Source organism: Nostoc sp. (assembly GCF_036917415.1).
Lineage (GTDB): Bacteria > Cyanobacteriota > Cyanobacteriia > Cyanobacteriales > Nostocaceae > Nostoc.
Genome location: NZ_JBALDJ010000050.1, coordinates 77,632 through 100,770 on the forward strand (window position 1 = coordinate 77,632; position 23,139 = coordinate 100,770).

The window sequence follows — 23,139 nt, forward strand, 5'->3', positions numbered from 1 at the left end:
GCTGTTTAATATTACTTATTAAGGTAGATGCGGATTATTTGAGCAAATAAGCTGTTTTTTATCTGTTTTTTACTAGCAGCTAATTCTGCTTTTGCTTCTTTAAATGTTTTTTCATAGGCAAATTCTCTAATTTCAGCAGCAATATTTTTTAGATAATCAGGTTCATGAGAAATTCTAGTTAACTGATATTTATTAACTGATTGTAAAAGGTTATATAGAAAAATCTTTTCGGTTCGATACTGCACAATTTCCAAAAAATTTTCTAGTTGAAAAATTCGTCTAGCTTTACTCCATTCGATTTCCCAAAGTTTACCAATTTCAGTCAAAGACTTATTTTCTTGGTAATAAAGTCGTAAACCTTCCGAAAATCGTTGAGCAAAGTTCTTATAACCTCTACTTTTTTGCAAATCTTCAACGCGCTGCTGAATTACTTCTGCTATTATTTTATATAACACTTGTTCAAACAAATTTTGACAGATTTCTTGGAATTTGTCTAATTCCACATCCTCCGGGTCGCAGTCTTTATGATAAGGTAATTCTGGGTTGTCAAAATAATCATTTGTTGAATTATCGTAGACTTCTGTAGGTACAGTTTTAGTACTGCCCGTTTTTCTATAAAGCCAGTCTTGTCGCAAGATTTCTGCGATGCGTTTAAAATGATATATTAATTTTTTTGGAGAAAAATTAATATTTATGTGCTGCAACAAATGCAACATTTCTTGCAGTTGGCTTGGTGTTGGTTCAGAACAGCGTCCTTTTTTGCATGTTTTTAGTCTATCTGCTTGGTAAACTGTTTGAAAAGCTTTTAAAATTTCATAGTCTTCTGTTAAAAGAAGCCCAGACAGAGAACGAGGAACAGATTTACATAATAGCCCCCAATCACTGGGAGTGGCTAACCCAAACTCCCACAAAAATGACTTGATTTCTTGATTCTGGCGGGTGAGTCTGGTAGTCCAATTATCTAAGCTTTCTTTAGAACCTAAGTTGGGATTAAATCTCCGCAAAATGTCAACGCTAAAAAATTCTCCGCCTTTTGCGATCGCTCGAGTTGTATTATCATGATGGTTTAAGATATGTTGAGTTTTACCCTCACTATCTAAAACTACTAGTGCTATCCCATCGTCGTTTAAAACGAAGCGAAGTAAATCGGTGTACCTGAAAAGGTTTTCTGCACTGACATTGTAGATGTGAGGGATAGTTTTGCAGGTGATGAGAATTCTGTGTGAAACATAGCAGCGCAAACAAAGCCCTGCAAAAGCGCGTTGGGAAATGTCGTCTTTTGAACGAAACATTTCCCACAGAACTGATTGAACTTGCTTATTTTCTTCTGTCGATAGGGTGGGTTTGTTGCTTAGGTGAGTAAATTGTATTTTAAAAAACTCCTTTGCCCTACCGATTTCTCGGTGTTTTTTTAGCTGAACGTCTTCCCCTATAGGAAGTATCTGCATTTGCCAATATTTTGACGGTGACACCATAGTAATTTTAATTACCTCAAGTCTCTTGAAAACATAACATTCACAGCAAAACTTTAGCACCAGAGACGATTTTTGATTAATCTTCTGGGGGCTATATCATATATAGGTTTGATTTTTTTAGTTTATACACTTTTGGGAGTTCTGAATCATAGCAATTCTATATGATTTGTGAAAATTGAGAGCAAAGCGTCGTGTGACTGTCGTGCGGTAATCATCGAAGTTTGATAAAAAATGTGAGGCTCTTGCGTCCCGTTATACTGTTTTAGCTTAATCGCGTTTCTACCGAATGTTATTTATATATTTTTGTGAAATTGCGTTATGTATAAAATAAACACAATTTACTATAAGCTTTGATATATAAGGGTTAAAGATTTTTTTTATTGAAAGTAAATTTATATTTGCCTCACACAAGTGTATAGGTTGATTAGACTTGAACTTATATAAAAGCAGAAGCAGGATAAACAAGTAAATACCTTCTGAGCAATATCAATATCATTTATTGCTTGTTTTCTCCTTGTTTCTATTACTTGTTCTTAACTATTTATCAATCATAAAGGTTCAGAAAGTATGAAACGTTTCGTTGCCGCCGCTTTACTTATTCTGCCATTTGCTATTACGTCCTAATCAACACAGGTATCCCCAGCGAATGTAATTGAGAAAACTCCTGTGCAAACGCAGATATCTGGAAGAGAAAGAGCTTTGAAAACTTCCACAAGTGTGCCTTATTAGCAAGTCAGTAATGATTTTCTGACTAAAGCTGGAATTGTTTTTTTGGTTGACATTGAGACACCTTACTTTTAGCTTTACAAGCATTGACCAACTATGAAGAATAAAAACAGAATTGTCAAAGACACAATCTCCTTGATTGTAACTCTTGGTATTACTGCGGTTGGCATGAGCGCGGCTAATGCTCGTCCTGTAGAGATAAACGCAGAAGAAGGAGCGAATGCTGTTTCTACTAATGTAGCAAACGACACGCAAAAACCGCATCAATCAAAAACGTGCTCACGAGTAGCGAATGCTGTTGACAGTCGTGCTAAGGAATACGAACCTGAAAATTGCTACCCACGCTGTATAAGACGCAATCGATATACTGGTGAGTGCATAGAGAGGTCTGAGTGCTTACACCAAGAGCAAGACTTGTCGAAAATTAAGTTACTTATACACTCCAAGCCACCTATTAATAAGATTTTACGCAACTAAGTAATATCCTTATTTAGGTTAGGTTTCTCTAGCGATCCTGGCAAGAAGATTTGCCTCTGCCAGGATTTATCAATCCCTTTAGCCTATAAAAATAGAGGCTCTATTTAGGCACTCTTTTTCTTATTGAACTCTTAAATTTCACTATCAAAATCCAGCTGTTTTAAGACAGGAGCGATTATTTCATTAGATATTCTCACTAAATAAAGCGTTTCCTTTTTGTCAAATTCGGCTATCTTTTCCCTTTGACAAACTATATATTGATCTTTACTTTCATCTACTAAGTCTTCCAATGTACACAAAATCTCGTCTATCCATTGAACCAATTTATCTTTATTATGAGATGCAGATGGCTCTCGAACGTCAATCAGATGTTTGATCATCTTTAATGTTTTGTAAAACCAAGATTTAGCCTCTGAATTGCGTTTTTGATTATAAAAGAAGTAACCCAGTTTTATCAAAATTTCCACCATATCTAAGTGCTCTCCTAGTAGTTTCTTTATGATATCTAAGGCATTGAGATAATGTTCTTCAGCCTTTTCATAACATTTCTTGTCATCATAGAGCTTAGCTAAGGCACTCAAAATAGTAGCTGCACCTAAATGGTTGTCTCCATGTAATTCTTTATTCAGCGTCAACGCTTTAAGATAAAAACCTTCAGCCTCGTTATAGTCTTTCTTTGCAAGGTAATTCATAGCTAAATTATTGTAAATTTCGGCTAAAATAGGTGACTTCTCATCTTCTGGGAGGTCTTGAGTCATCTGCAACGCTTTTTCATATAGCTCTTGAGCCTTAGCAAAGCACTTTTGCACACGATACCAAAATGCTAAGCGGCTTAAACTTATTACAATATCTGAGTTTTTTTCTAGATATTTCTGTCTGATTTTTAGTGCGCTCTCAAGCAGGGGCTTCGCTCTCCAATAGCGCTTTTGCAAGGAGTAGAGATAACCCAAATTAGCCTGACTTTGGGCTACATCAAGAGCGTTTTGTTTATCAGAAAGCTTCTGTTTTAGGAGTTTTTTTCCAATCTTTAAAGCTTCGCGATATAAAGATTTAGCATCCTTATCGCGTTTTAGCAAGAAGTATAAATATGCCAGGGCATTTTGACTTTTAACTACTTGACTTTTAACTACGTCAGAATACACCTCTTTCAAGCGTTCTTCAGTGATTGAAAGGCATTTTTTGTACCAATCTTCTGCTTCAGAATACAATCCCTGACCTTCATTAAATCTTCCCAGACCAATGAAAGGTTGGATTATATCCTCATCATTCAGATATTTCTTCAAAGCATCTTCGGTTGCCTCTTTTATATGCGGAATGGTGAGTTCAATTTCTGAGATTTTTTTAATAGTAAGTCTCTGGGGAATTTCTCTAGCTACTTCTGCTATCGCTTGACAAAAATTGTGCTTGTACTCTTCTTTTACCTCTATCTTTAGTGATTCCAGCTTATCTTTAAAAAATTCTCGAATCAGTGGATGCAGTTGATAAGCCTTTGGAGCACTATTCTGAGCACTTTTTAATTCCTTAATTAAACTTAATTTCACTAGAGTATGTCTGGCTTCCATTAAACTCTTTGATTCTTTAACTTTTCCTGCGCTTTCTACTAATAACCAGGGAATAGGAGAGGAGGAAAACAAACTTAGTAGACACCCTAAAAATTGTTGATTTTCATCCAAACGTTTCCAACTTAACTCAAAAGCATCAACAACATTTTTATCAGCGGTCATCGCCGGATCTTCCTTCCCTAGCAAAGCTGGATTGTTCAGAGGCTTATTATCTTTTACTTTTAAACTGCCTAGTATTTCTGTTATTTTTAAACTTTTTTCTGTATCCAAATAGCGTCCTACTAACTCCAACCCTAAAGGCAAATTACCTAGCCACTCACAAAGTTCTTTAGCAATTCCTAACTCCGCTTTTACTCTTTCATCTCCCACTAGCGACTTCAACATATCCAACCCTGCTTCTTGGGACAGCTCATGCAAGTCCAGCGGTACAGTAGGTGAACCTAACTTGTCCCGTGTGGTGATTAGCACCTTAAAGCGTGGATCCTTGGGGGGCGGTAGATAATGTTTGAATATTTCCCGAAAATTCGTCTGCGTAACATTATCCACCACTAAAAGCACATCGCCTTCTGGCCAGTGCTTCCAACAATATTTAATCTGACTCTTTTGACTCTTTAAATCCGAATAATCTAGTGGTAGCTGCAAGTTTAAATCGACTTTAGCAAAGCTTAGCACTTCTTCAAATCCCAGATTAGGGTCTTCCTGGTTTTCGTCTTCCTCCACGTGAACCCAGCAAATCCCACCTCGATAGCAGCTCTGCTCCTTCAAATGACGGTTGGCATATTGAATTGCTAGTTCTGTTTTGCCAACTCCACCCATACCAGTAATAGCAACTATATTTTTATCTTGTAAATGCTGATGTAGTTTTTCCAGTTCCTCCTCCCGTCCACAGAAATATTTATCGCTACTACTATTGGGAATATTTTCTGGGATCTTTAATGTTGCTTGTTGCTGTTCATCAGTTTCAATAGAATTTAGTTTTTTCTCACGCTCACCGATTTTTTGCTCGATTTCTTCAATCTCTCCTTTTAATTTGCCTTGCTCACGTGGGTCATTTTCAAAGCGTAGCTTATCTTCTAGCTTCTTGAGCAAGTTGTAATCTTCTTTTTGCTGTTCCTTGTGGTGCTGACGCAGGTTCAATCCTTACCTCCTTCGTAGCTTAGTCACCAATTGCTGCCAAGCTGACTTAATGTTGAACTCGCTTCCCAATTCCAACTCTCCTTCGTATTCCACAAGCATAGGAATAATGGGCAGCGTGACTTTTAATTTGTGTCTAGCATTCATTTCCGGGTCTTTAATAATTTTAGCAATAGCTGCCTGAGAAGGAGGTAAAGAAGGCAGCCGCTCCTCTAGAACTGCCAGCATCTGCTGCATTTCTGGTTCCGAAACCATATTGTTATCTAGTGCTTGTAGTAAGTTTTCAGTCAGAACTAATTGCGTCTGATTGAGTTGTTGAGTAATAGAGCCAATAATAGCTTTTTCGGAAGCGTTGTAGCGTTCCAAGAGCGCTTGACGCATTTGGTGCTGATTTTTATAAATTGCAATCTGCCCTTTTAGCAAAACGTTTATTTTGTCATCCATTTGCTGTAATTGCCTTTCCACATACAGCAATTGGGTTGGCTGATAGTCTATTAATTCCTGCTTTAGCTCGTCATACTCCTGCTGATAGTGAGTAACAGACTCTCGCTGCCGCTCAATTTCTCTTTCACACCTACCTATAGCGCGAGGGTCACTTTCATAGCGCAGCACATCCTCGTATTGCTTAAGTAGTTTCTGGTCTTCAGTAATATTATTTTCTAAATCTTGTAATCTCTTCTCGTAAAAACCAAGTGATTTCATAGGTTTCATTTCCTAGTTCCTAGAATAAACACTGAATCTATGTTGAGATACTGGTAAAATTAAAATCCTTAACTGCAAAAATTTATTGAGTTTTGATTATTAATAGAAGCAACCTGATAAATCTGCAATTTCCACTGCTTTAGAGGAAATTGACGTTGCAACCTTTGCCTAGCTGTCAAAAGGAAAATTTACAATTATTATTATGATAATTGGCAAAAGCCAAGTATGACCTAGATTTTCACAAGCAATTAAGCTTACCACCAATTACCTCCTGAAGAAAAGACCACACTGTGGTCAACAGGTATGGCACGGGTAGTTCACTTTTGAGTGCCGATACCTTTACACAAAGTGCGATCGCTTTTACTCACATTGCGATTAGTTTTCAGATAATCTCGCGCCCAGTCGCAACCATACGCTAGTACCTTATTTAAATCGACAACTCGATCCAAATTCCACAGAATCACTGTCTTGTCGTCACTCGCTGAGGCGAGCTTTTTGCCGTCAGGACTGAAAGCAACTCTCCAAACTTTATTGCTATGCCCATTGAGAGTAGCCAGTAAAACAGGTAACTTGCCTGTCTCCATCGTCCACAGTTTGATGGTTTTGTCTGCACTCGCTGAAGCTAGAATCTTACCATCAGGGCTGAAAGCCACTCCAAAGACTACAGATTTATGTCCCTTAAGAGTGGTTAGCAAAGTGCCGTCGCGCTTCCAGAGTTTGACCGTCTTATCTTCACTAGCTGAAGCGATTGTATTGCCATCAGGACTAAAAGCTACTCCCCAAATCCCAGCTGAGTGCCCCTTAAGAGTCGTAAGTTCAGTGCCGTCTCGCTTCCAGAGCTTGACTGTCATGTCTCCACTCGCTGAGGCGATTGTATTGCCGTCAGGGCTTATTGCAACATCCCAAATCGGCTCTTGATGCCCCTTAAGAGTATTCAGTAAGGTGCCGTTTTTGTTCCACAGTTTGACCGTTGTGTCCTCACCCGCCGAGGCGATAGTGTTCCCGTCGGGGCTAAAAGCAACTCCCCAAATCTTATTTTTGTGTCCTTTAAGAGTATTCAGTGTACCGTTTTTGTTCCACAGTTTGACCGTTGTGTCCAAGCCCACCGACGCCATAGTGTTGCTGTCAGGACTGAAAGCTACTCGGTAAACTGCTGCTTTACGATCAAGCGTAACGGGTAACGTGCTATCCTGAGTCCAGAGTTTGACGGTTCCATCATCACTCGCCGAAGCAACCGTCTTACCATCAGGGCTGATGGCAACTCCGATAACCGCAGCGCTATGACCTTGAAGGGTAGTTACCAATTCACTGTCTAGTTTCCAGAATTTGATTGTTTCATCTGCACTTGCCGAGGCTAAAATCTTGCTGTCAGGGCTAAAAGTGACTTTCCAAACCCTATTGCTATGTCCATTAAGCGTAGTCAATAAGGTGCCATCTTTGTTCCAGAGCTTGACAGTGTTGTCCCAACTTGCGGAAGCTATAGTATTACCGTCAGGGCTTATTGCAACGCTCGAAACGCCAGCTTGATGACCCTCTAAAGTTTTCAGCAACTTGCCCTCCTTATTCCAGAGCTTGACAGTTTTGTCTCCACTCGCCGAGATAATTGTGTTTCCATCGGGGCTTATTGCAACATCCCAAACTGTATCTTTATGCCGAGCGATCGTGGTCAAGAACGTGCCGTCCCGCTTCCATAGTTTGACGGTCTTGTCTGCACTAGCCGAGGCGATAGTATTCCCGTCGGGGCTAAAAGCAACTGCATTAACCGAATTTTCATGTCCCTTGAGGGTAGTCAATAAGACAGGTATCTTATTATGCGACACTCTCCAAAGTTTGACCGTCCAATCATCACTCGCGGAAGCGAGCGTTTGACCGTCAGGGCTGAAAGCAACTCCCGAAACGCGAGCTTGATGCCCCTCTAGAGTTTTCAGCAACGTGCCGTCGCGCTTCCAGAGTTTGATCGTGTTATCTTCACTCGCGGAAGCTAGAGTTTGACCGTCGGGGCTAATTGCAACATCTGAAACCCCAGCATGATGCCCTTTCAGAGTTTTCAGCAACGTGCCGTCACGCTTCCAAAGTTTGACGGTTTTATCGTTACTCGTCGAGGCGAGCATATTACCATCTGGGCTGAAAACTGCGCTCTTAACTTCACCTTTATGTCCTTCCAAACGATTATACTCAACCGCCCCATAAACTGCCCGCCGCAGCACCAATTCAACCTGATGCTGGGTGTCCGCGTCTACCCCTACTAACTTTTGCAGTTTTCGTCTCGCCGTAATTGCTTCTCTAAGCGCGTCCAACTTTTGATTTGAAGCAAACAGCGCTGCTGAGGATTCACTAATCGCTTTGATTTCACTTTTTGCTGAATTCTGCCATTGCTGCCAAGCTGCACCAGCTAGCATGGAAGTTACCACCAAACCAGCAGTTAGACCCAAAATAGTGAATTGATTTCTGCGCTTTTTTTCCCTTTCTTGCTTATTTTGCTTTTCTGCACTAGCTTGAATAAACTCTTTTTCTTGGAGTGTTAGTTCATCTGTGCGTTCGATGTACCATTTGAGTGCAACACTTAACGGCTTTTCTTGCAATAATCTCCCAGAGTCGTACTGATGATCTTGCCATTCTCGGACATTTGGTTTTAATCTTTCTTGCCAAGTACGAAACTCCCGGTTATCTTGAATCCACTGGCGAAAAGTTCCCCATTCCCTAATTAACGCTTCGTGAATTATCTCTACCGTCTCTTCCTTGTTTTCGCTAGTCTCATCACAACCAGTCACCAGCAAACGCGCATCAGCTAATTGTTGCACCAAATCCCAATTTGCTTCTCCTACCTCTTTTCGAGTCGCCACACGTCGGGTATCCTCCGTACCTTCCCCAGGACACACTAACTGAATAAATATTTTTTCCGCCCGTTTTCTATCAACCTCACTCAGCTTATCTAACACCGTATCGGCGTAGTTAGCCAAAGCCTTCTCTAAACCACCAATTTCTTGATAAGCTTCGTGGGTGAGAAACCATTTTCTCGGTTTCTGCCAAAGCTGCATCAGGGTAAACTCAAGTAAAGGTAAACGTTCCGATTCATTACCCAAATCTCTGATTAAAGTGTCAGTTAACCCTTCCTCAAGTACAATCTTCATTTTTTGTGCTGGTTTTTCAACCGACCTACGCAACTCCTCCCGGTTCATGGGGCCAAGATTATAAATTCCTAGCTGCAAAGCATCGCTAAAAGGACGGTAAGATAAAGCATAGCCATAAAAATCTGCCCGCAGCGTCAGAACCAAGGTAAATCTAAGAGCGTGGTTGATAGCGTAGATTAATGCATTTAAAAAAGGCTGGCGTTCCTCTGGCGGTGCGAGGGTGTAGAGTTCTTCAAATTGGTCGGCGATAAGTACTAAATGTTTACCACCCCACCCCCCATCCTCCTCCCCGCAAGCAGGGAGGGGGTTAAAGGTAGAAGGTAAGCTATTGTTGGAAGTCTCTAAAAGATGAAAAGAACCCTCTCCCTCCTCGCTTGCTCTTAGGGGGTTAGGGGGTGGGGTAATTCCGTGTGAGGTGATAATATCATTTCTAAACTGGGCTAACTTTGTCTCATCATGCCGCAAGTCTACCTCTAAAACCATTTGGTCTAATCTGCGTTGTATATCTGTTGAATTTTCTCCTTGTAGTGGTGCTGGGGAATGACAATGATGATTTAATGCTATGGCTAAATTCCCAAGAGGATTATTCCCCGGACGAAAAGAAATAATCTCCACATTCCCAACTTTTCGTAAACGAGGAACCAACCCCGCAAACACCACAGAGGACTTCCCACTCCCAGATGCACCAACCACAGGAACCAAAGATTTACTTTGAACTGCTGCTACCAACTTATCAACAAACTTCTCTCGACCGAAGAAAAAATCTGTCTCTTCTTCCCCAAACGCTGACAAACCCTGATAAGGACAGTCAGGTAACTTACCAGATAATCCACCCAAATCTTCCCAACTAGGAGGAAGTTCTAATGTATTCTTGCAAATAATCGGTAACCAACTCACTCCTGATAGGGGCTTTTCTCCTTCAGACTTTCCTGTCAGTTCTTGTAATTTACCCCTTGCTTTAAAAACAGCAGTAAATAAAGAATCTCCACCAGCGTAAGAAGAAAGAAAAAAGTTGAGAAACTTGTGCGCGATTTTATCCGGTACTGGTTCCCGCCAAACTATGACGTAAGGTAAATTTAAATCTGCCAATCGTTGTGCTAAACCCAAACCATCACAGGAATTAAAAATGGCTAATTTTAAACCTTTACTAATTGCTGATTTTAAAGTTTGCGGAATTTCTTCTAAATCTAAACTTTCATTGGGATTCAGGTCAATTATACCTTTTTTACCATGCTCTTGAGATTCGCTGTGTCCCGCAAAAAACAAAATATCACAAGGCTCGTCCCAAAGTTTTTGAAGTGACTCACGCTTTGGTTCTTTCAAAGAAATAATTTCTGCGCCTCGCTTTTCTAGCTGTATAATTAATTTTTCATCGGTTTCTGTATCTAGGTCTTTACTATCTCCAAAAATACTGATAATTTTAATTCTTCGGAAAATTTCAAACTTTAATTTATTTGTATATACAGGCGTTTTTTGCAGGTAATCTTTAAAAGAAAGCGCTACTTCCGAGGAAGAATGTTGCCCAAATAAATAACATTCCTGCCAAGGTATGCGATGTAGAATATTCTTTGTAGCTTCTGATGTAACTCCGTGCGTATTGACAATTAAACGAATATCAATATTACTATTTGAGGTAATTGCTGGTTCTAAATGTAACTTAATTGGCAGTAGCCATTGATTTAGTTTTTCACGTAAAGACTTAGCATATTCAGAACAGATATCTGCGGATACATTTGTAACTTGGTTACTTTTAAAACCTCTGCTGTCAGGTTGAACTAACAAGTTATAGATTTTTTTCCAACGTTCATAGCTATTTGGAATTTCTTCGGCTGGAGGTAATTGGGTTTCTAATTGCGTAACATCACTTTGAGTAGAAAAAGCATCTATCTGAAGTTTGATTTTACTAAATCCCTGCTCAAAATCACCATCGCCAAATTGCAAATTTACCCATACTTCCATAAACCACCACTTGAAATTAATTTACCAAGGTGTCTTAATTAGTTATTAATAATCCCACAAAATTTAGGAAGCGAAAGTGTCATAAGTAACGCTTAAGTTTTCGTTACCACAGCTTTAGCTGTCGTTATAATTGCTCAAGTTGTTATTATCAAGGTTCAATGCTAGACCAGAAAATATTTCCTCAACAGCGATGTCTACGACGGGCTATGCCTACGTGCTCAGAATTATCCAGCCGAGTTATTTTTATTTGCCCATCTTTAACCATCCAAAAACTTGGTTGACGGTTAGTGCAAGTTCAATTTCTGGTAATACAGGCAAAAAATCTTCTCCCTGGAGTAGCACTGGCTGCTGCTCTGGTAGAAATACCAAAATACTTACATCGTCAGGGTCAAGAAACCATCCCAGACGACTACCATACTTCAGACAGTGAAGAATGTTTCCAATTACTTTGTTGGGTTTTTGTTCTGGTGAGAGAATCTCAATCGTCCAGTCTGGTGGAAGTTCAAAATTATCAGGTACTCGATCGTCAACGGTGAACGGTATGCGTCTCCACTGAAATACAGCTATATCAGGTACAATTGAGCGCTCCTCAAAGCCACACCGTAATTCGGGAAACCCATAGGCAATCTTCTGATTCTCTGTAACTTCATTGATAACAGCACAGAGTTTACCTTGTAAGCGGCTGTGTCTCCCTTTTGGCATTGGCTTTTGAATAATCTCTCCGTTAAGATATTCACTCGCAGGCTTTGTTTCTGGGAGCTTCAGAAACTCTTCCAATGTGAGAGGTTGAGTAATTATGACGCTCATTGCTCCTGAATCCCTCAAAAATGTGTTTTTAGTCTAGCAATATGTATATAGCAATCCTAAATGAGATTGTGAAAATTTTTGTTATGGTCGTCCTTGGTCATAAGTCATTTGTCCTTTGTAATCATAAATGACTAATGACTAATGACTAATGACAGCCAACTCCAAAAATATTTCACAAATGATTTAGGACTGCGATAGACAGGTGCTTAACTTTGCGAACGCACCCGTCTATACATCAAAGGAAAAATTGCAGATATTGATTACGAATTACCGATTATTTCCGCACCACTACTAAAGTTCCTGTTGAAGCCCAGTTGTAAAGATTACGAGCTTGCTTAACAGGTAAATTTACGCAACCGTGACTGACTGGAGTCCCAAAACGGTTATGCCAATAAGCGCCGTGAATGGCATACCCTCTGTAGAAATACATTGTGTAAGGAACGTCAGGAATGTTGTAGCCTCTGCCTCGCATCCGGTGAGTACGATACTTAGAATTAATCCGAAATCTACCTATGGGTGTGGGAGTTGATCGCTTACCTCCAGAAATGCGGTATGAATGAACAAGTTTATTACCTTCCCATGCACGTAAACGTTGCTCTGACAAATCAATTTCAATCCAGCGAGGTTGGCTAATATTATTAGATAGAGTGATGGTGTTATCATCGACTGACGTGGCTGCTGCTGTAGTCGAATTGGGTATACCTGTTAGCGGTGATGACCAAGAGAATAAAGTCACCACCATCAGCGCTACACCTGTACAAAAAGTTCCTGAAGAACGAATCCCACCACGGCGAATCCAAGTTTGCATTATGCCTCATCTTCTAAACTACGCAAAATCATCAAGTGAAGTAATTTTCTGGAAAACTACAAATTTCCAGATCGACTACTTGCTTTCTGTGGAGGATTTACGCAATTCATCCGCTAATGCAATTTGTCATTTGTCATTTGTCATTTGTCCTTGGTTAAACGATCAGTCCTAACTCAATACACTTGGGTTAAAGATTTTTGGTACTGATTTTAGACCTGTAGAGACACGAAATTGGACTAAGCTTCTCTACGAGACGCTATCGCGAACGCCCTGCTGCGCTAAGGTTTCTCTACCAAGGATTTTGGGCTTAATTGAACTGAACAGTATTGAGTTCTAACTAGTGACTAATGACTAATGACTAATTACAAAGGACAATTTTGACAAAAATCTGTCATTTAAATGCCTAAATGCAAACTTTCCCCGAATTCATATTTGCATTTTTAATTTCATATAGTAATTGTCAGGATTTCCGCTTATTTTTCGGGCAACTTGTTAAATGCCCTTTTCTATATTTTATTTCAAATTCAGTAATTCCGACTCCGAAGATTCCCAGCAATATTTTATGCTGGGAATCACTTAATTGTCTTGATTTGTTGTTATTTATAATTTTACCTAAATTGCTTTTTAGCTGCTTCAATTATCATTTATGAATGACTATTGGTGTCCCTACCGATGCCCACTCAAATAGCCATTTTGCATGTTTAGGTGCGATATTCACACAGCCGTGGCTCACTGGAGTACCAAATCTCTTATGCCAGTAAGCTCCGTGAATAGCGTAATTACCTTGGTAAAACATTGCATAAGGAACGTTGGGAACATTATAGTTTTCTCCCTGCATCCGCGTAGTTTTAAACTTGGATTGAACCTTAAAAGTACCGACAAGAGTAGGAGTAGCTTTTTTGCCAGAGGAAATAGCACTTCCATAAACAACTTTGTCACCTTGCCAAGCTATTAATCTTTGCTTTGAAAGATCAATTTGAATCCAGCGCTGATTTGATTGTTGTAATGTCTGGATTTTTTGTGCAATCACTTGATTTTTGGAATTCGCCCAAACTTCACTGGTTCCAGTAGTAGTAAAAACACTTAAGGAGAGTGCTGTACCAGTGAGGATTATTTGTAAGCGACGCACCCAGTCAGGAGAAATTTGTCTTTTCATTTTAGATACACTCACACTCAAATCATGGGGTCTAGAGAAACCTATCGGTTTTCACCTTTATTTCCCTATCTATTACTTTAATAGACGTGAATTTTGATGATTTGATTCTAAGTTAACCTAACTGTTGCATTAGGTTTTTTGCCTGAGTTGCGATCGCTGACCAATTTTCCTCTATGACAAGCTTTTGGGGAAATAATTCTCCGCTCAAACCGACAGCGATCGCTCCAGCTTGCAAAAATTCTTTGGCATTTTCTAGAGTCACGCCGCCAGTAGGAATTAAAGGAATCTCACCCAGCGGCCCTTGCAAACTTTTGATATAGTTAGTTCCTCCCACTGCCTGCACGGGAAACACTTTTACACAACTAGCACCCTGACTCCAGGCGGTAACAATTTCTGTAGGAGTCAGCGCTCCTGGTATGATAGGCACATTTTTTTCTTGTGCTGCTTGAATCATTGCCGAATCGACGTGGGGTGTGAAGAGGAATTGCGCCCCAGATGCGATCGCATCTTGTAGCTGCTGCAAATTGAATAGCGTACCAGTGCCAATAATACAGGCCGGTAATTCCGAACGTAGTTGACTGATTAATTCCCCAGCGCGATCGCTATTCCAAGTAATCTCAATTAGCTGCATTCCCCCAGATGCTACAGCCATTGCCATTTGTTGTCCCACTTCGATTTGAGGAGCACGGATAACTGCGATCGCTCGGTGTTTTTCCAACTGTGATAACCAAATTTGATTAGGCATTTTGACTAGGGATTGGGGACTGGGAGTAGGAATTGGGACTAGAGAATAGTTTTCAATCTAGTAAATACCTAATTTTTAATACTAATGCCCAATGCCCTATTCCCAATCCCCTTAAAACTTGCTTCTTACATCAAGCTATGAGATATTACATAAAATAACGGTAAATCTATCGTATTTACGTATTTTAAAATTAAATGCCTGAGCATTTGAGTCTAAAGGAGTAGTTAAAATGACAATTGCACGACAAAACATAGCAGCATCCTTACCAATCACCATTCACGATTCTGAAAGGGCCGATATAACTAACTTATGGAAGCTTGTGCGACTGGGTGCAAATGACTTTTGGTGGCGCACTAAGGCATATACAACGATTCTGGGCGTTATGCTGCTAACCTTAGTAAGTCTGATTTTTCTAAGTATGCATTGGTATTACCGCAGACTGTTCCCATTTCTCAGCCATCAAGTCATTGGTAGCGATCGTGAGCAATTAAAAATTAAAAACTAGACATGAAGTTGCAAAAGAATAGGCGATCGTCTCAATCGCCTGATTTTGCTTCCTTTACATTACTTTAGAGACAGTCTCTAAAAACTCAGCTTAATTCTTCTAGTAGAGGAGAGAGCTAATTAAAAATGCATATACTGCAATTACCAAGCAATAGTTTGTATAAGCCCCTAGTTAAAGACCTACTAGGAGCTTTTTTTTAATTGACTATCTACCTCAAATGGGTCATTTGGCAGTGGTTAGACAGCTGAAGATATTGGCAAATCCTAATAAAACGGCTGTCACACCTACCCATAGCCGACTTGTCTAACCAGAATGGTAGCTGCAATATGTTAAAAAATCTAGTAGCAATTAAACTATTCCTAATGGATATTCATAATTAATTCTGATGGTAGATTAAGTTAGAAACGAAGATCGTTAATATATATTTGTAAGTCAAAAACGTTTACCAACTTAACGACAATGAATATTCTTGCTTGGATTGTTTTAGGTCTAATTGCTGGTGCGATCGCAAAAGCTATCTACCCTGGTCATCAAGGTGGCGGAATTTTAGGAACAATTGTGCTAGGAATCATCGGTGCTTTTGTTGGCGGTAGTTTAGGTGTATTTTTCAGTACGGGAACTTTATCTCTAGCAGCTCCTAGTCTCAGCATTCCAGGTATTGCGGTAGCAGTTCTTGGTGCAATTGTCGCAGTTTTCTTGTGGAATTTATTAACCAACCGCAGTGCTGTATAAAAAATCGCAGTGAATCAATCACAAAGATTTAGCAGATTCATTTAACTATTTTTAACTGTGAATTAAATTAAAAAAATAGCGCCGCCATAATTAAACTATAGGTAGGCGTTATTTTTTTGATTATTTGGCAATAAATATCAAAATTAGCCTGAGTAGGGTGTTTAAAATTAAGAAAATCCACTTAATTTAGCACAGGTATTGCTAAAAATTCTATAAGAAGATTAGCGATCGCTAAGTGTAAATTTTTCTTAAAGTCTTAGTTAACTCTAAGAATTCCTATGCCAGCTTCTCTTTCAATGTAATCTGCTAAGTTGATAAAATCTTCACGCGGGTAGCATCTTCCGCCAACTAGATCAAAAGCTAATCTACTGGCAGGATTTTCTGGGTTTTCGAGTATATGTATACCCCAGTAGTAAAGTAAGTCGCTAGCGCGAATACAAACTTCTCCTGGATCAATACAATGAAACTTCTTATCTTTTTTGCTAATTTCTTTATAAGCATTAGAATAGACTTCTTTTAAAAGCCTTAAACGCTTAATGCCAGGATCTTTAAAATTGTTAACTAGTACAAATAAATGAGCTACATTATTGATTTCACGTATTTCTCTGACAGTTTCTTGAATAACTTTGCCATGTTTGCTTATTCCCAGTGGATTAAAGGTTGTTGGGATAATACAATAATCTAATCGCTCAACTAGCTTTTTTGGATTACGTTCTAGTGCTGGTGAGCAATCGCAAATTACTATTTGACAGTCACGGGCAGAATCTTCATCCCAATCCTTTCCATCAAAAACTTGAATAGTTGTACCTACCCCTTTAGGATTGGGAACAAAAATCCCATCACCTACTAATTTTTGCAGATTTTGTTCTGGGTCTAAGTCCACAAGTGCTACATTAAATCCTTGCAGCGCTAATGCTCCTGCTAAATGACCTGCTACAGTTGTTTTTCCTACTCCACCTTTACAGGTAAAAACTCCAAAATAAACTTTTTTTGACGTAGTTTCTTCGGGAGTTTCAGGATTACCTCTGCCCCCAATGACGGAATCACCATCAATCCCAACCAGCTTATTTTCATGGGCAATCCCACAGCGAATTTTAGTATCTTTACCCCAGGTTCTCATTAATGCCAATGCTGGGCCGCCAAATCCTTTTGTGGTTATGAACCAACCAAAATTAAATTTTTTGCCTTCGTCAGAATCTAAAAAGTCAGCAAACTTTAAAAGCTGCGGCGTTGTGACGTTACCTTTTAGCCATTTAACCTGAACAACACCAACTAAGTTTCCTTTTTTAACTACTAGATCATAGCCAGGTTGGTTGGTCTTTGCAGTTTCAACAGTCCAATCTGCTTTATGGATCAGTTTTGCTACGTGCTGCTCAAAGTGGGTAAAATCCTGGATAAATTGTGGCTCTAATGGTGATGACATAAACAGTTTTAAGTGTTTTGGTTCAATGTGGTAGTATGTAACACAGTATACTCTACACAAATAAACCTTGACCGTATAGTTGATTTATAGACATAACATTGAATCACTATCCCTCGCCTTTCAAAGAAATGCACCATACCCTGACGTAAATTAACAGCAAAGCTACGTCTGATTTAAAAAAGTATAAATACGCTAAAACCTACAGCTTTCATGAAATTTTCAATAAATTGCATTGGTCGCTGTACACAAACCGATAATGTTCAGTTAAGCTGTAAGCGCTATGATTGAGCTTTATTGAACGTCTTATGCATTGGTTGTTATCTGGACCGTTGAGTATAGAGAAATTGACGGTTAACATTGCAGGATTGCCTGCATCGTTACAAGGTAAGAAGCTGGTGCAGTTGTCAGATTTTCATTACGATGGTTTGCGGCTGTCGGAAGATATGCTTTCAAAAGCGATCGCAGCTACTAATGAAGCTGAACCAGATTTAATTTTATTAACTGGTGACTACGTAACTGACGAACCGACGCCAATTCACCAACTGGTACTTCGACTCAAAAATCTGCAAAGTCGCAGTGGTATCTATGCTATTCTTGGCAATCACGATATTTATTACAAACAGGCAAAAGCCGAAGTTACAGAAGCCCTTACTAGCATTGGAATTCACGTCCTTTGGAACGAAATTGCCTATCCACTAGGAAAAGAATTGCCACTTGTTGGACTAGCTGATTATTGGTCACGGGAATTCCACCCCGCATCAGTTATGAACCAGCTAAACTCCGACACACCCTGCATCGTTTTATCCCATAACCCAGATACTGCGGAGATATTACAAGCATGGCGAGTTGATTTACAATTATCTGGTCATACTCACGGTGGTCAAATAGTGATTCCCGGAATTGGCCCTGCTGCGTTGTTTTACGAAAAGCTTGTAGAAAAAATACCGAGAAAAGTGCGGCGTCGATTCCCATTTTTGGAAGTAAATGTTTCTGTAGTCAAACATTGGGAATGGGTGCAGGGTTTCCATCGGCTAAATAAAAATCAGCTATATGTCAATCGTGGTTTAGGAACTTACCTCCCAGGACGCTTATTTTGCCGCCCAGAAGTTACTATAATCACCCTACAAGGTGAGTAGGTAATTCCAAATTCAAACTAAAAAAGCGCAATTACAGCAGGTATTCTGGCTAATCAGAACCTGCTTACTTTCATCACATAATTTAAATCAATCAATAAATTAATTGTATCTGAAATAGATGACATAAATTATTGCATTTTATCAAGTTACATTTTGATTTTTGGTAAGCTATAAGCGCTGGTATGAGGAGTATCGGTTGACTTATGCATTGGTTGTTTACAGGACATTTAAGAGTAGATAAAATAACGGTTAAGATTGCGGAACTTCCTGCATCTTTACAAGGTACAACGTTAGTGCAGTTGTCAGATTTTCACTATGATGGTTTGCGGCTGTCGGAAGAGATGTTAGAAAAAGCGATCGCACTTACTAATAAAGCTGAACCAGATTTAATTCTATTAACTGGTGATTACGTAACTGACGATCCTACACCAATTCACCAATTGGTGCTTCGACTCAAACATCTGCAAAGTCGCTATGGTATCTACGCCGTACTTGGGAACCACGATATCTATTACAGCCACTCCAAAGCAGAAGTTACACAGGCGTTAACTAGCATTGGGGTGCATGTACTTTGGAATGAAATCGCCTATCCATTAGGAAAAGAATTACCATTGGTAGGACTAGCTGATTATTGGTCACGAGAATTTTACCCCGCACCAGTCATGAATCAACTAGACTCGCTTACACCGCGCATCGTTTTATCTCATAACCCAGATACAGCCAAGATATTGCAACAATGGCGCGTAGATTTGCAACTATCTGGTCATACCCACGGTGGTCACATCGTCATTCCGGGCATTGGCCCTGTAGTACTTTATTATAAAAAGCTCCTCAAACAAATTCCCAAAAAATTGCGGCGTTGGGTAACATTTTTCTTAGGAGACTGCTCGAAAGTAGTCCGATATTGGGAATGGGCGCAAGGGTTTCACAAGGTAAAAGAAAATCAACTATATGTTAATCGTGGTTTAGGAACTTATAAACCAGGACGTTTATTTTGTCCGCCTGAAGTGACTGTAATTACTTTAATTCGTCATTAGTCATTAGTCATTGGTCATTGGTCTAAATAAATAACAAAGGACAAAGGACAAATGACAAATGACAGCCTTCACTGGTCAAAGTGCAATTTAAATACATAAACTCAAAGTAGAAACCGCCTGAAGCTACGATGGATAAATCTCAATAGCTTGGGGCGGTTCCTTGAAGATTGGAGAATTCAGAAATGACTAACTTAAAATTTGGTGGACAGTATTCGCGTAGGCGTAAGCCCGTCGCAGACATCGCTCTACTCAGAATTGCACATCCTTACATTCCAACTAGGCAGGCATTTTCTGGCTGTGCGTTCTAAAACCTCCAAAACAACTCATTGAACTCAAGGCAAAAACACATTCAATGGATGCCACAACCATGCATAGCGATCGCGAGAACATTAGAGCAGGAGGCACAGGCTCTAACTTGAAAGTTTTTGTTTAACTTTTAACCTGTTTGTACCTTGGTCTTAATCTAGCATTGTGTTTATTTAGCTACAAGACACCTTTACTAAACTTGAGTACCATTAATTTATCGCAACAATTCAGAAATATTACTTAAAAATTGTCCCACTTGATAATGTTGGCATTCACGCCAACATTACCAAGTGGGCTGAAAGTTCAGAAGCCATTATTGACCAGAACCGCCTGTGGTAGAAGAATCGCTATTAGATGTACTGTTTGACTGGTCTATTCCTTGAGGTGTAGTACTTTTAGATGTGTCACTTTTCGTACTAGGAGCAACAGTATTAGTAGAACTATCGTTCTGCGAAGTCGGAGTATTAGTAGTTGAACTCGTCGCCGGACTTTGTGTCGCTTTAGGAGTTGGTTGGGTTACAGAAGGTGCTTTTTCTGCCGCAGGCTGCTGGGGTGGAATAGTAATGTTAATATTCGGTTGGCGAGGTGGAGACGGAGGTGTAACCTGCTGTTGGGGAACAGGAACAGCAACAGGTACAGGTACTTCCCTAGTTCTTTCAATTATCGTCGTTGGTGGTTGAGGAGATGCACTGGGCGTTGGACTACTCTTACTCGGTACAGGAACCACAACCGGCACAGCATTGTTAACTGCTGCGTTATTCTGCTGGTTGAAGTACCAGACCCCACCTATAACCAAACCAAGCAGTGAAGTAATGATAATACCCAATAGCAAACCACCACTAGCATTGTTTTCATCACGCTGGGCTAAATCTGCTTGCTGGTATGTACGCTCAACATTTCGACCTTGTACGTAACCGTTAGTGTAAGAGTTGGGATTAGCTGTGCTGTTGTTGACTGTTTCACTGGTTCGTGTCAAATGGCTGTGATTATTACCATTAGTATCAGTGTAAGATTCTTGTCTTACTTCACTGTTTTTGGTTTCGCGTTCATTGGGAATAGACATAGCCGTTGATTTAACTCCTCAGATAAGATATTGACAAACTAAAGCTGTGTAAAAACAAGAGGTTTTAATGAACTGAAAAATATATGTTGCTGATAAATATTCAGTTTTATTTGCTACTCAACTGTTGGTGATCTCAGAATAACCTCTGAGATCAAACAACTGGCTCTATCTCCAGGGAGTTAATACTTAATCTTTAGGAAGTTAATACTTAATCCAGAGAAAGAGTATCCCAAAGATAGATGTTATTAAACTGTCAGATGATGGTTTGATAAAAAATCTAGCAATTTACTAAAATCTAGGATTTACGCATTGACAATAAATATCAAATATGAGAAAGGGTTAAAAACCACATCTGTCGTCAGGGCACAGCATTGCTCATTGGTGTCAACTTAACGCTAAACCCGCTTGGTGAAAACATTTTGCCCTCACCCCCAGCCCCTCTCCCAAGAGAGAGGGGAGCTAGACATTCAATTCCCCTTCTCCTTTGGGAGAAGGGGTTAGGGGATGAGGGCGTGAGGGATTTACAAAACGCCTGTCTGATATAGTTTTCGGCTGAAGTTGACACGTATGAGCATTGCTGTGCCCCTACAGCATGGTCTATTTCCGATCGCAGGATAATTAAAAAAAGCCTGAAACAATCTATTTTCGTTAATTCACATCACGATGCATTTGTACAGTGCGTAAGTCCTAAAATCATCTAAATTTTTAATTTGTCGTTAAATATCGCAGCGCCAAAGCTTGGTTGTCATATCTCGACTACCACTAACCAAAGTTTTGCCATCAGGACTAAAAGCGACAGAGTTAACCCAATCTGAATGGTTATCCAAAGTGTAAAGATTTTGTCCTGTCTTAACATCCCATAGCTTCACAGTATGATCTGCACTACCACTAGCAAGATGCTGACCATCGGGGCTAAAAGCTACAGACCAAACATAATTATGATGTCCCGCAAGTGTGTTAATTAGCTTACCTGTACTGATGTTCCATAACTTGATAGTTTGGTCATAACTGCTACTAGCTAAAATTTGCCCATCAGGGCTAATGGCGACACAAGTCACCCAACCTGAATGTCCGTTGAGAGTTTGTAGCAATTTCCTACTTTTAAAATTCCACAGCTTAATGGTATTGTCTGCACTACCACTGATTAATATCTGCTGCTTTGGGCAAATTGCAAGGGAGTAAACCAAGTAAGAATGACCTTTGAGGACGTGCAGCAATTCTCCCATCTCTATATGGGAAATCTTGATAGTGGTGTCTGTACCACCACTCAGGACAGTCTGACCATCTGGACTAATGATTACAGAAAAAACTGGGGTTGAATGTACTTTGAGCGTGTTGAGTAATTTACCTGTAGACACTTGCCAAATCATCATGCTGCTGTCATCACTGCCACTAACCAGAGTTTGGCTATCTGGGCTGTAGGCTAGGCATCTTACCCATTTTTTATGACTAGTGAGAGTATGTAGTAATTTACCTGTGTCGAGATGCCAAATCTTGATTGAATTATCACTACTTCCACTAGCCAAAGTTTGCCCATCTGGACTGATTGCAGTTGTAAAAACCCAGTTTAGATGAGTCAGGGTGTGTACACATTTCCACGGTGAAGGTTGAGGTTGTGGTTGTGGTTCAGGTGGCGTTGACGATGGCGATGGAGGTTTGGGTGGTGGCGGCTTTGGCGATGGCGATGTAGGTTTGGGTGGTGCTTTTTTCTGTTTCAGTTCCAGTTCACTGGCATTTTTGAAATCTGACTTGGCTCTATTTTCATATCCTAGTTTCGAGCAAGCTAGCCCTCGGTATTTATAGGCTTCAAAGTAGTTGGGGTTGAGACGAATCGCTTGGGTAAAGTCTTCAATTGCTTCAGTATATTTTCCTCTTTGAGCTTTCTCCATGCCCAGTTTGTAGAAACTTTCAGCATTGGATGCAGTGAAATCAATTTTGGTAGAAGTGGAAGCAGATTGATTTGTCTGGCTTGGCTGATAAGACTTTAATCTTGCATAAGCTTGATTGATTTCTTTTATTTTTTCTTGTGCTTCTAGCTTTTGCTGCGGTTCAAGAAAACAATCTGGATGCCAAGTCTTAGCCATCTGGCGGTAAGCTTGCTTGACCTGATCGGCAGATGCATCTGGTTTTAATCCAAGGATATCGTAAACATGATTTATATCAAGGCGATCGCTCATACTAAGAAATCAGCAGCAAATCTTACTACACTTAGTATTCCCAAGTATCAGTAGTATCTAACTCCAGGTCTGATATCG

General features: G+C 39.8%; 17 protein-coding genes. 6 read left to right on the forward strand and 11 right to left on the reverse strand.

Annotated features, from left to right (window positions below; genetic code table 11):
* Nucleotides 1–11: 11 nt before the first annotated feature.
* Nucleotides 12–1,475 (reverse strand): hypothetical protein, encoded by a 1,464-nt coding sequence (locus V7K41_RS09115; protein WP_334847399.1) that lies wholly within the window; start codon nucleotides 1,473–1,475, stop codon nucleotides 12–14.
* Between the two features lie 822 nt (nucleotides 1,476–2,297).
* Between V7K41_RS09115 and V7K41_RS09120 the strand changes: the two genes are divergently transcribed.
* Nucleotides 2,298–2,678 (forward strand): hypothetical protein, encoded by a 381-nt coding sequence (locus V7K41_RS09120; protein WP_334847401.1) that lies wholly within the window; start codon nucleotides 2,298–2,300, stop codon nucleotides 2,676–2,678.
* Between the two features lie 131 nt (nucleotides 2,679–2,809).
* On the opposite strand, the gene V7K41_RS09125 is transcribed toward V7K41_RS09120, so the two are convergent.
* From V7K41_RS09125 to V7K41_RS09155, 7 genes are all read right to left on the reverse strand, one after another.
* A complete protein-coding gene (locus V7K41_RS09125) occupies nucleotides 2,810–5,377 on the reverse strand; it encodes a tetratricopeptide repeat protein (protein WP_334847403.1) in 2,568 nt (855 codons plus the stop codon).
* Between the two features lie 3 nt (nucleotides 5,378–5,380).
* A complete protein-coding gene (locus tag V7K41_RS09130) occupies nucleotides 5,381–6,076 on the reverse strand; it encodes a hypothetical protein (RefSeq protein WP_334847405.1) in 696 nt (231 codons plus the stop codon).
* A gap of 317 nt (nucleotides 6,077–6,393) precedes the next feature.
* Nucleotides 6,394–11,166: an nSTAND1 domain-containing NTPase gene (locus V7K41_RS09135; RefSeq protein ID WP_334847407.1), complete on the reverse strand. Its 4,773-nt coding sequence runs from the start codon at nucleotides 11,164–11,166 to the stop codon at nucleotides 6,394–6,396.
* 243 nt (nucleotides 11,167–11,409) lie between these two features.
* Nucleotides 11,410–11,973 carry a Uma2 family endonuclease gene (locus V7K41_RS09140; protein ID WP_334847408.1) on the reverse strand — a complete coding sequence of 188 codons (564 nt, stop codon included), beginning with the start codon at nucleotides 11,971–11,973 and terminating at the stop codon, nucleotides 11,410–11,412.
* 274 nt (nucleotides 11,974–12,247) lie between these two features.
* The gene (locus V7K41_RS09145; protein ID WP_334847409.1) at nucleotides 12,248–12,781 is read right to left on the reverse strand and encodes a L,D-transpeptidase; all 534 of its coding nucleotides are present in this window, start codon (nucleotides 12,779–12,781) and stop codon (nucleotides 12,248–12,250) included.
* 640 nt (nucleotides 12,782–13,421) lie between these two features.
* Nucleotides 13,422–13,937 (reverse strand): L,D-transpeptidase, encoded by a 516-nt coding sequence (locus V7K41_RS09150; RefSeq protein WP_334847411.1) that lies wholly within the window; start codon nucleotides 13,935–13,937, stop codon nucleotides 13,422–13,424.
* A 112-nt stretch (nucleotides 13,938–14,049) separates the two neighbouring features.
* Nucleotides 14,050–14,682: a bifunctional 4-hydroxy-2-oxoglutarate aldolase/2-dehydro-3-deoxy-phosphogluconate aldolase gene (locus V7K41_RS09155; protein ID WP_334847412.1), complete on the reverse strand. Its 633-nt coding sequence runs from the start codon at nucleotides 14,680–14,682 to the stop codon at nucleotides 14,050–14,052.
* Nucleotides 14,683–14,911: 229 nt separating this feature from the next.
* On the opposite strand from V7K41_RS09155, the gene V7K41_RS09160 reads away from it, so the two are divergent.
* Both V7K41_RS09160 and V7K41_RS09165 read left to right on the forward strand, forming a co-directional pair.
* Complete coding sequence (locus tag V7K41_RS09160) at nucleotides 14,912–15,187, forward strand: hypothetical protein (RefSeq protein ID WP_334847414.1); 276 nt, start codon at nucleotides 14,912–14,914, stop codon at nucleotides 15,185–15,187.
* A 459-nt stretch (nucleotides 15,188–15,646) separates the two neighbouring features.
* Nucleotides 15,647–15,919, forward strand: a complete 273-nt coding sequence (locus V7K41_RS09165) for a GlsB/YeaQ/YmgE family stress response membrane protein (protein WP_094348080.1) — start codon at nucleotides 15,647–15,649, stop codon at nucleotides 15,917–15,919.
* A 256-nt stretch (nucleotides 15,920–16,175) separates the two neighbouring features.
* On the opposite strand, the gene V7K41_RS09170 is transcribed toward V7K41_RS09165, so the two are convergent.
* Complete coding sequence (locus V7K41_RS09170) at nucleotides 16,176–17,342, reverse strand: nucleotide-binding protein (protein ID WP_334847416.1); 1,167 nt, start codon at nucleotides 17,340–17,342, stop codon at nucleotides 16,176–16,178.
* 305 nt (nucleotides 17,343–17,647) lie between these two features.
* On the opposite strand from V7K41_RS09170, the gene V7K41_RS09175 reads away from it, so the two are divergent.
* The 3 genes from V7K41_RS09175 to V7K41_RS09185 all read left to right on the forward strand — a co-directional run bounded on the left by V7K41_RS09175 (nucleotide 17,648) and on the right by V7K41_RS09185 (nucleotide 19,823).
* A complete protein-coding gene (locus V7K41_RS09175; protein ID WP_334847418.1) occupies nucleotides 17,648–18,478 on the forward strand; it encodes a metallophosphoesterase in 831 nt (276 codons plus the stop codon).
* Nucleotides 18,479–18,681: 203 nt separating this feature from the next.
* Nucleotides 18,682–19,515: a metallophosphoesterase gene (locus V7K41_RS09180; protein WP_334847420.1), complete on the forward strand. Its 834-nt coding sequence runs from the start codon at nucleotides 18,682–18,684 to the stop codon at nucleotides 19,513–19,515.
* Nucleotides 19,516–19,697: 182 nt separating this feature from the next.
* Entirely contained in the window at nucleotides 19,698–19,823 is a 126-nt protein-coding gene (locus V7K41_RS09185) for a hypothetical protein (RefSeq protein WP_334847422.1), read from the forward strand.
* A 311-nt stretch (nucleotides 19,824–20,134) separates the two neighbouring features.
* Here the strand turns inward: V7K41_RS09185 and V7K41_RS09190 are convergent, their stop codons facing one another.
* Both V7K41_RS09190 and V7K41_RS09195 read right to left on the reverse strand, forming a co-directional pair.
* Nucleotides 20,135–20,884 (reverse strand): hypothetical protein, encoded by a 750-nt coding sequence (locus V7K41_RS09190; RefSeq protein WP_334847424.1) that lies wholly within the window; start codon nucleotides 20,882–20,884, stop codon nucleotides 20,135–20,137.
* Between the two features lie 716 nt (nucleotides 20,885–21,600).
* On the reverse strand, nucleotides 21,601–23,061 hold the full coding sequence (locus V7K41_RS09195; RefSeq protein WP_334847425.1) for a DnaJ domain-containing protein: 1,461 nt from the start codon (nucleotides 23,059–23,061) through the stop codon (nucleotides 21,601–21,603).
* Nucleotides 23,062–23,139: the final 78 nt, after the last annotated feature.

Coding starts and splice junctions, on each gene's coding strand:
- V7K41_RS09115 (WP_334847399.1), bottom strand. CDS start 1,475: ATGGTGTCACCGTCAAAATATTGGCAAATGCAGATACTTCCTATAGGG.
- V7K41_RS09165 (WP_094348080.1), top strand. CDS start 15,647: ATGAATATTCTTGCTTGGATTGTTTTAGGTCTAATTGCTGGTGCGATC.
- V7K41_RS09155 (WP_334847412.1), bottom strand. CDS start 14,682: ATGCCTAATCAAATTTGGTTATCACAGTTGGAAAAACACCGAGCGATC.
- V7K41_RS09180 (WP_334847420.1), top strand. CDS start 18,682: ATGCATTGGTTGTTTACAGGACATTTAAGAGTAGATAAAATAACGGTT.
- V7K41_RS09160 (WP_334847414.1), top strand. CDS start 14,912: ATGACAATTGCACGACAAAACATAGCAGCATCCTTACCAATCACCATT.
- V7K41_RS09135 (WP_334847407.1), bottom strand. CDS start 11,166: ATGGAAGTATGGGTAAATTTGCAATTTGGCGATGGTGATTTTGAGCAG.
- V7K41_RS09150 (WP_334847411.1), bottom strand. CDS start 13,937: ATGAAAAGACAAATTTCTCCTGACTGGGTGCGTCGCTTACAAATAATC.
- V7K41_RS09175 (WP_334847418.1), top strand. CDS start 17,648: ATGCATTGGTTGTTATCTGGACCGTTGAGTATAGAGAAATTGACGGTT.
- V7K41_RS09130 (WP_334847405.1), bottom strand. CDS start 6,076: ATGAAATCACTTGGTTTTTACGAGAAGAGATTACAAGATTTAGAAAAT.
- V7K41_RS09170 (WP_334847416.1), bottom strand. CDS start 17,342: ATGTCATCACCATTAGAGCCACAATTTATCCAGGATTTTACCCACTTT.
- V7K41_RS09120 (WP_334847401.1), top strand. CDS start 2,298: ATGAAGAATAAAAACAGAATTGTCAAAGACACAATCTCCTTGATTGTA.
- V7K41_RS09185 (WP_334847422.1), top strand. CDS start 19,698: ATGACTAACTTAAAATTTGGTGGACAGTATTCGCGTAGGCGTAAGCCC.
- V7K41_RS09195 (WP_334847425.1), bottom strand. CDS start 23,061: ATGAGCGATCGCCTTGATATAAATCATGTTTACGATATCCTTGGATTA.
- V7K41_RS09140 (WP_334847408.1), bottom strand. CDS start 11,973: ATGAGCGTCATAATTACTCAACCTCTCACATTGGAAGAGTTTCTGAAG.
- V7K41_RS09190 (WP_334847424.1), bottom strand. CDS start 20,884: ATGTCTATTCCCAATGAACGCGAAACCAAAAACAGTGAAGTAAGACAA.
- V7K41_RS09145 (WP_334847409.1), bottom strand. CDS start 12,781: ATGCAAACTTGGATTCGCCGTGGTGGGATTCGTTCTTCAGGAACTTTT.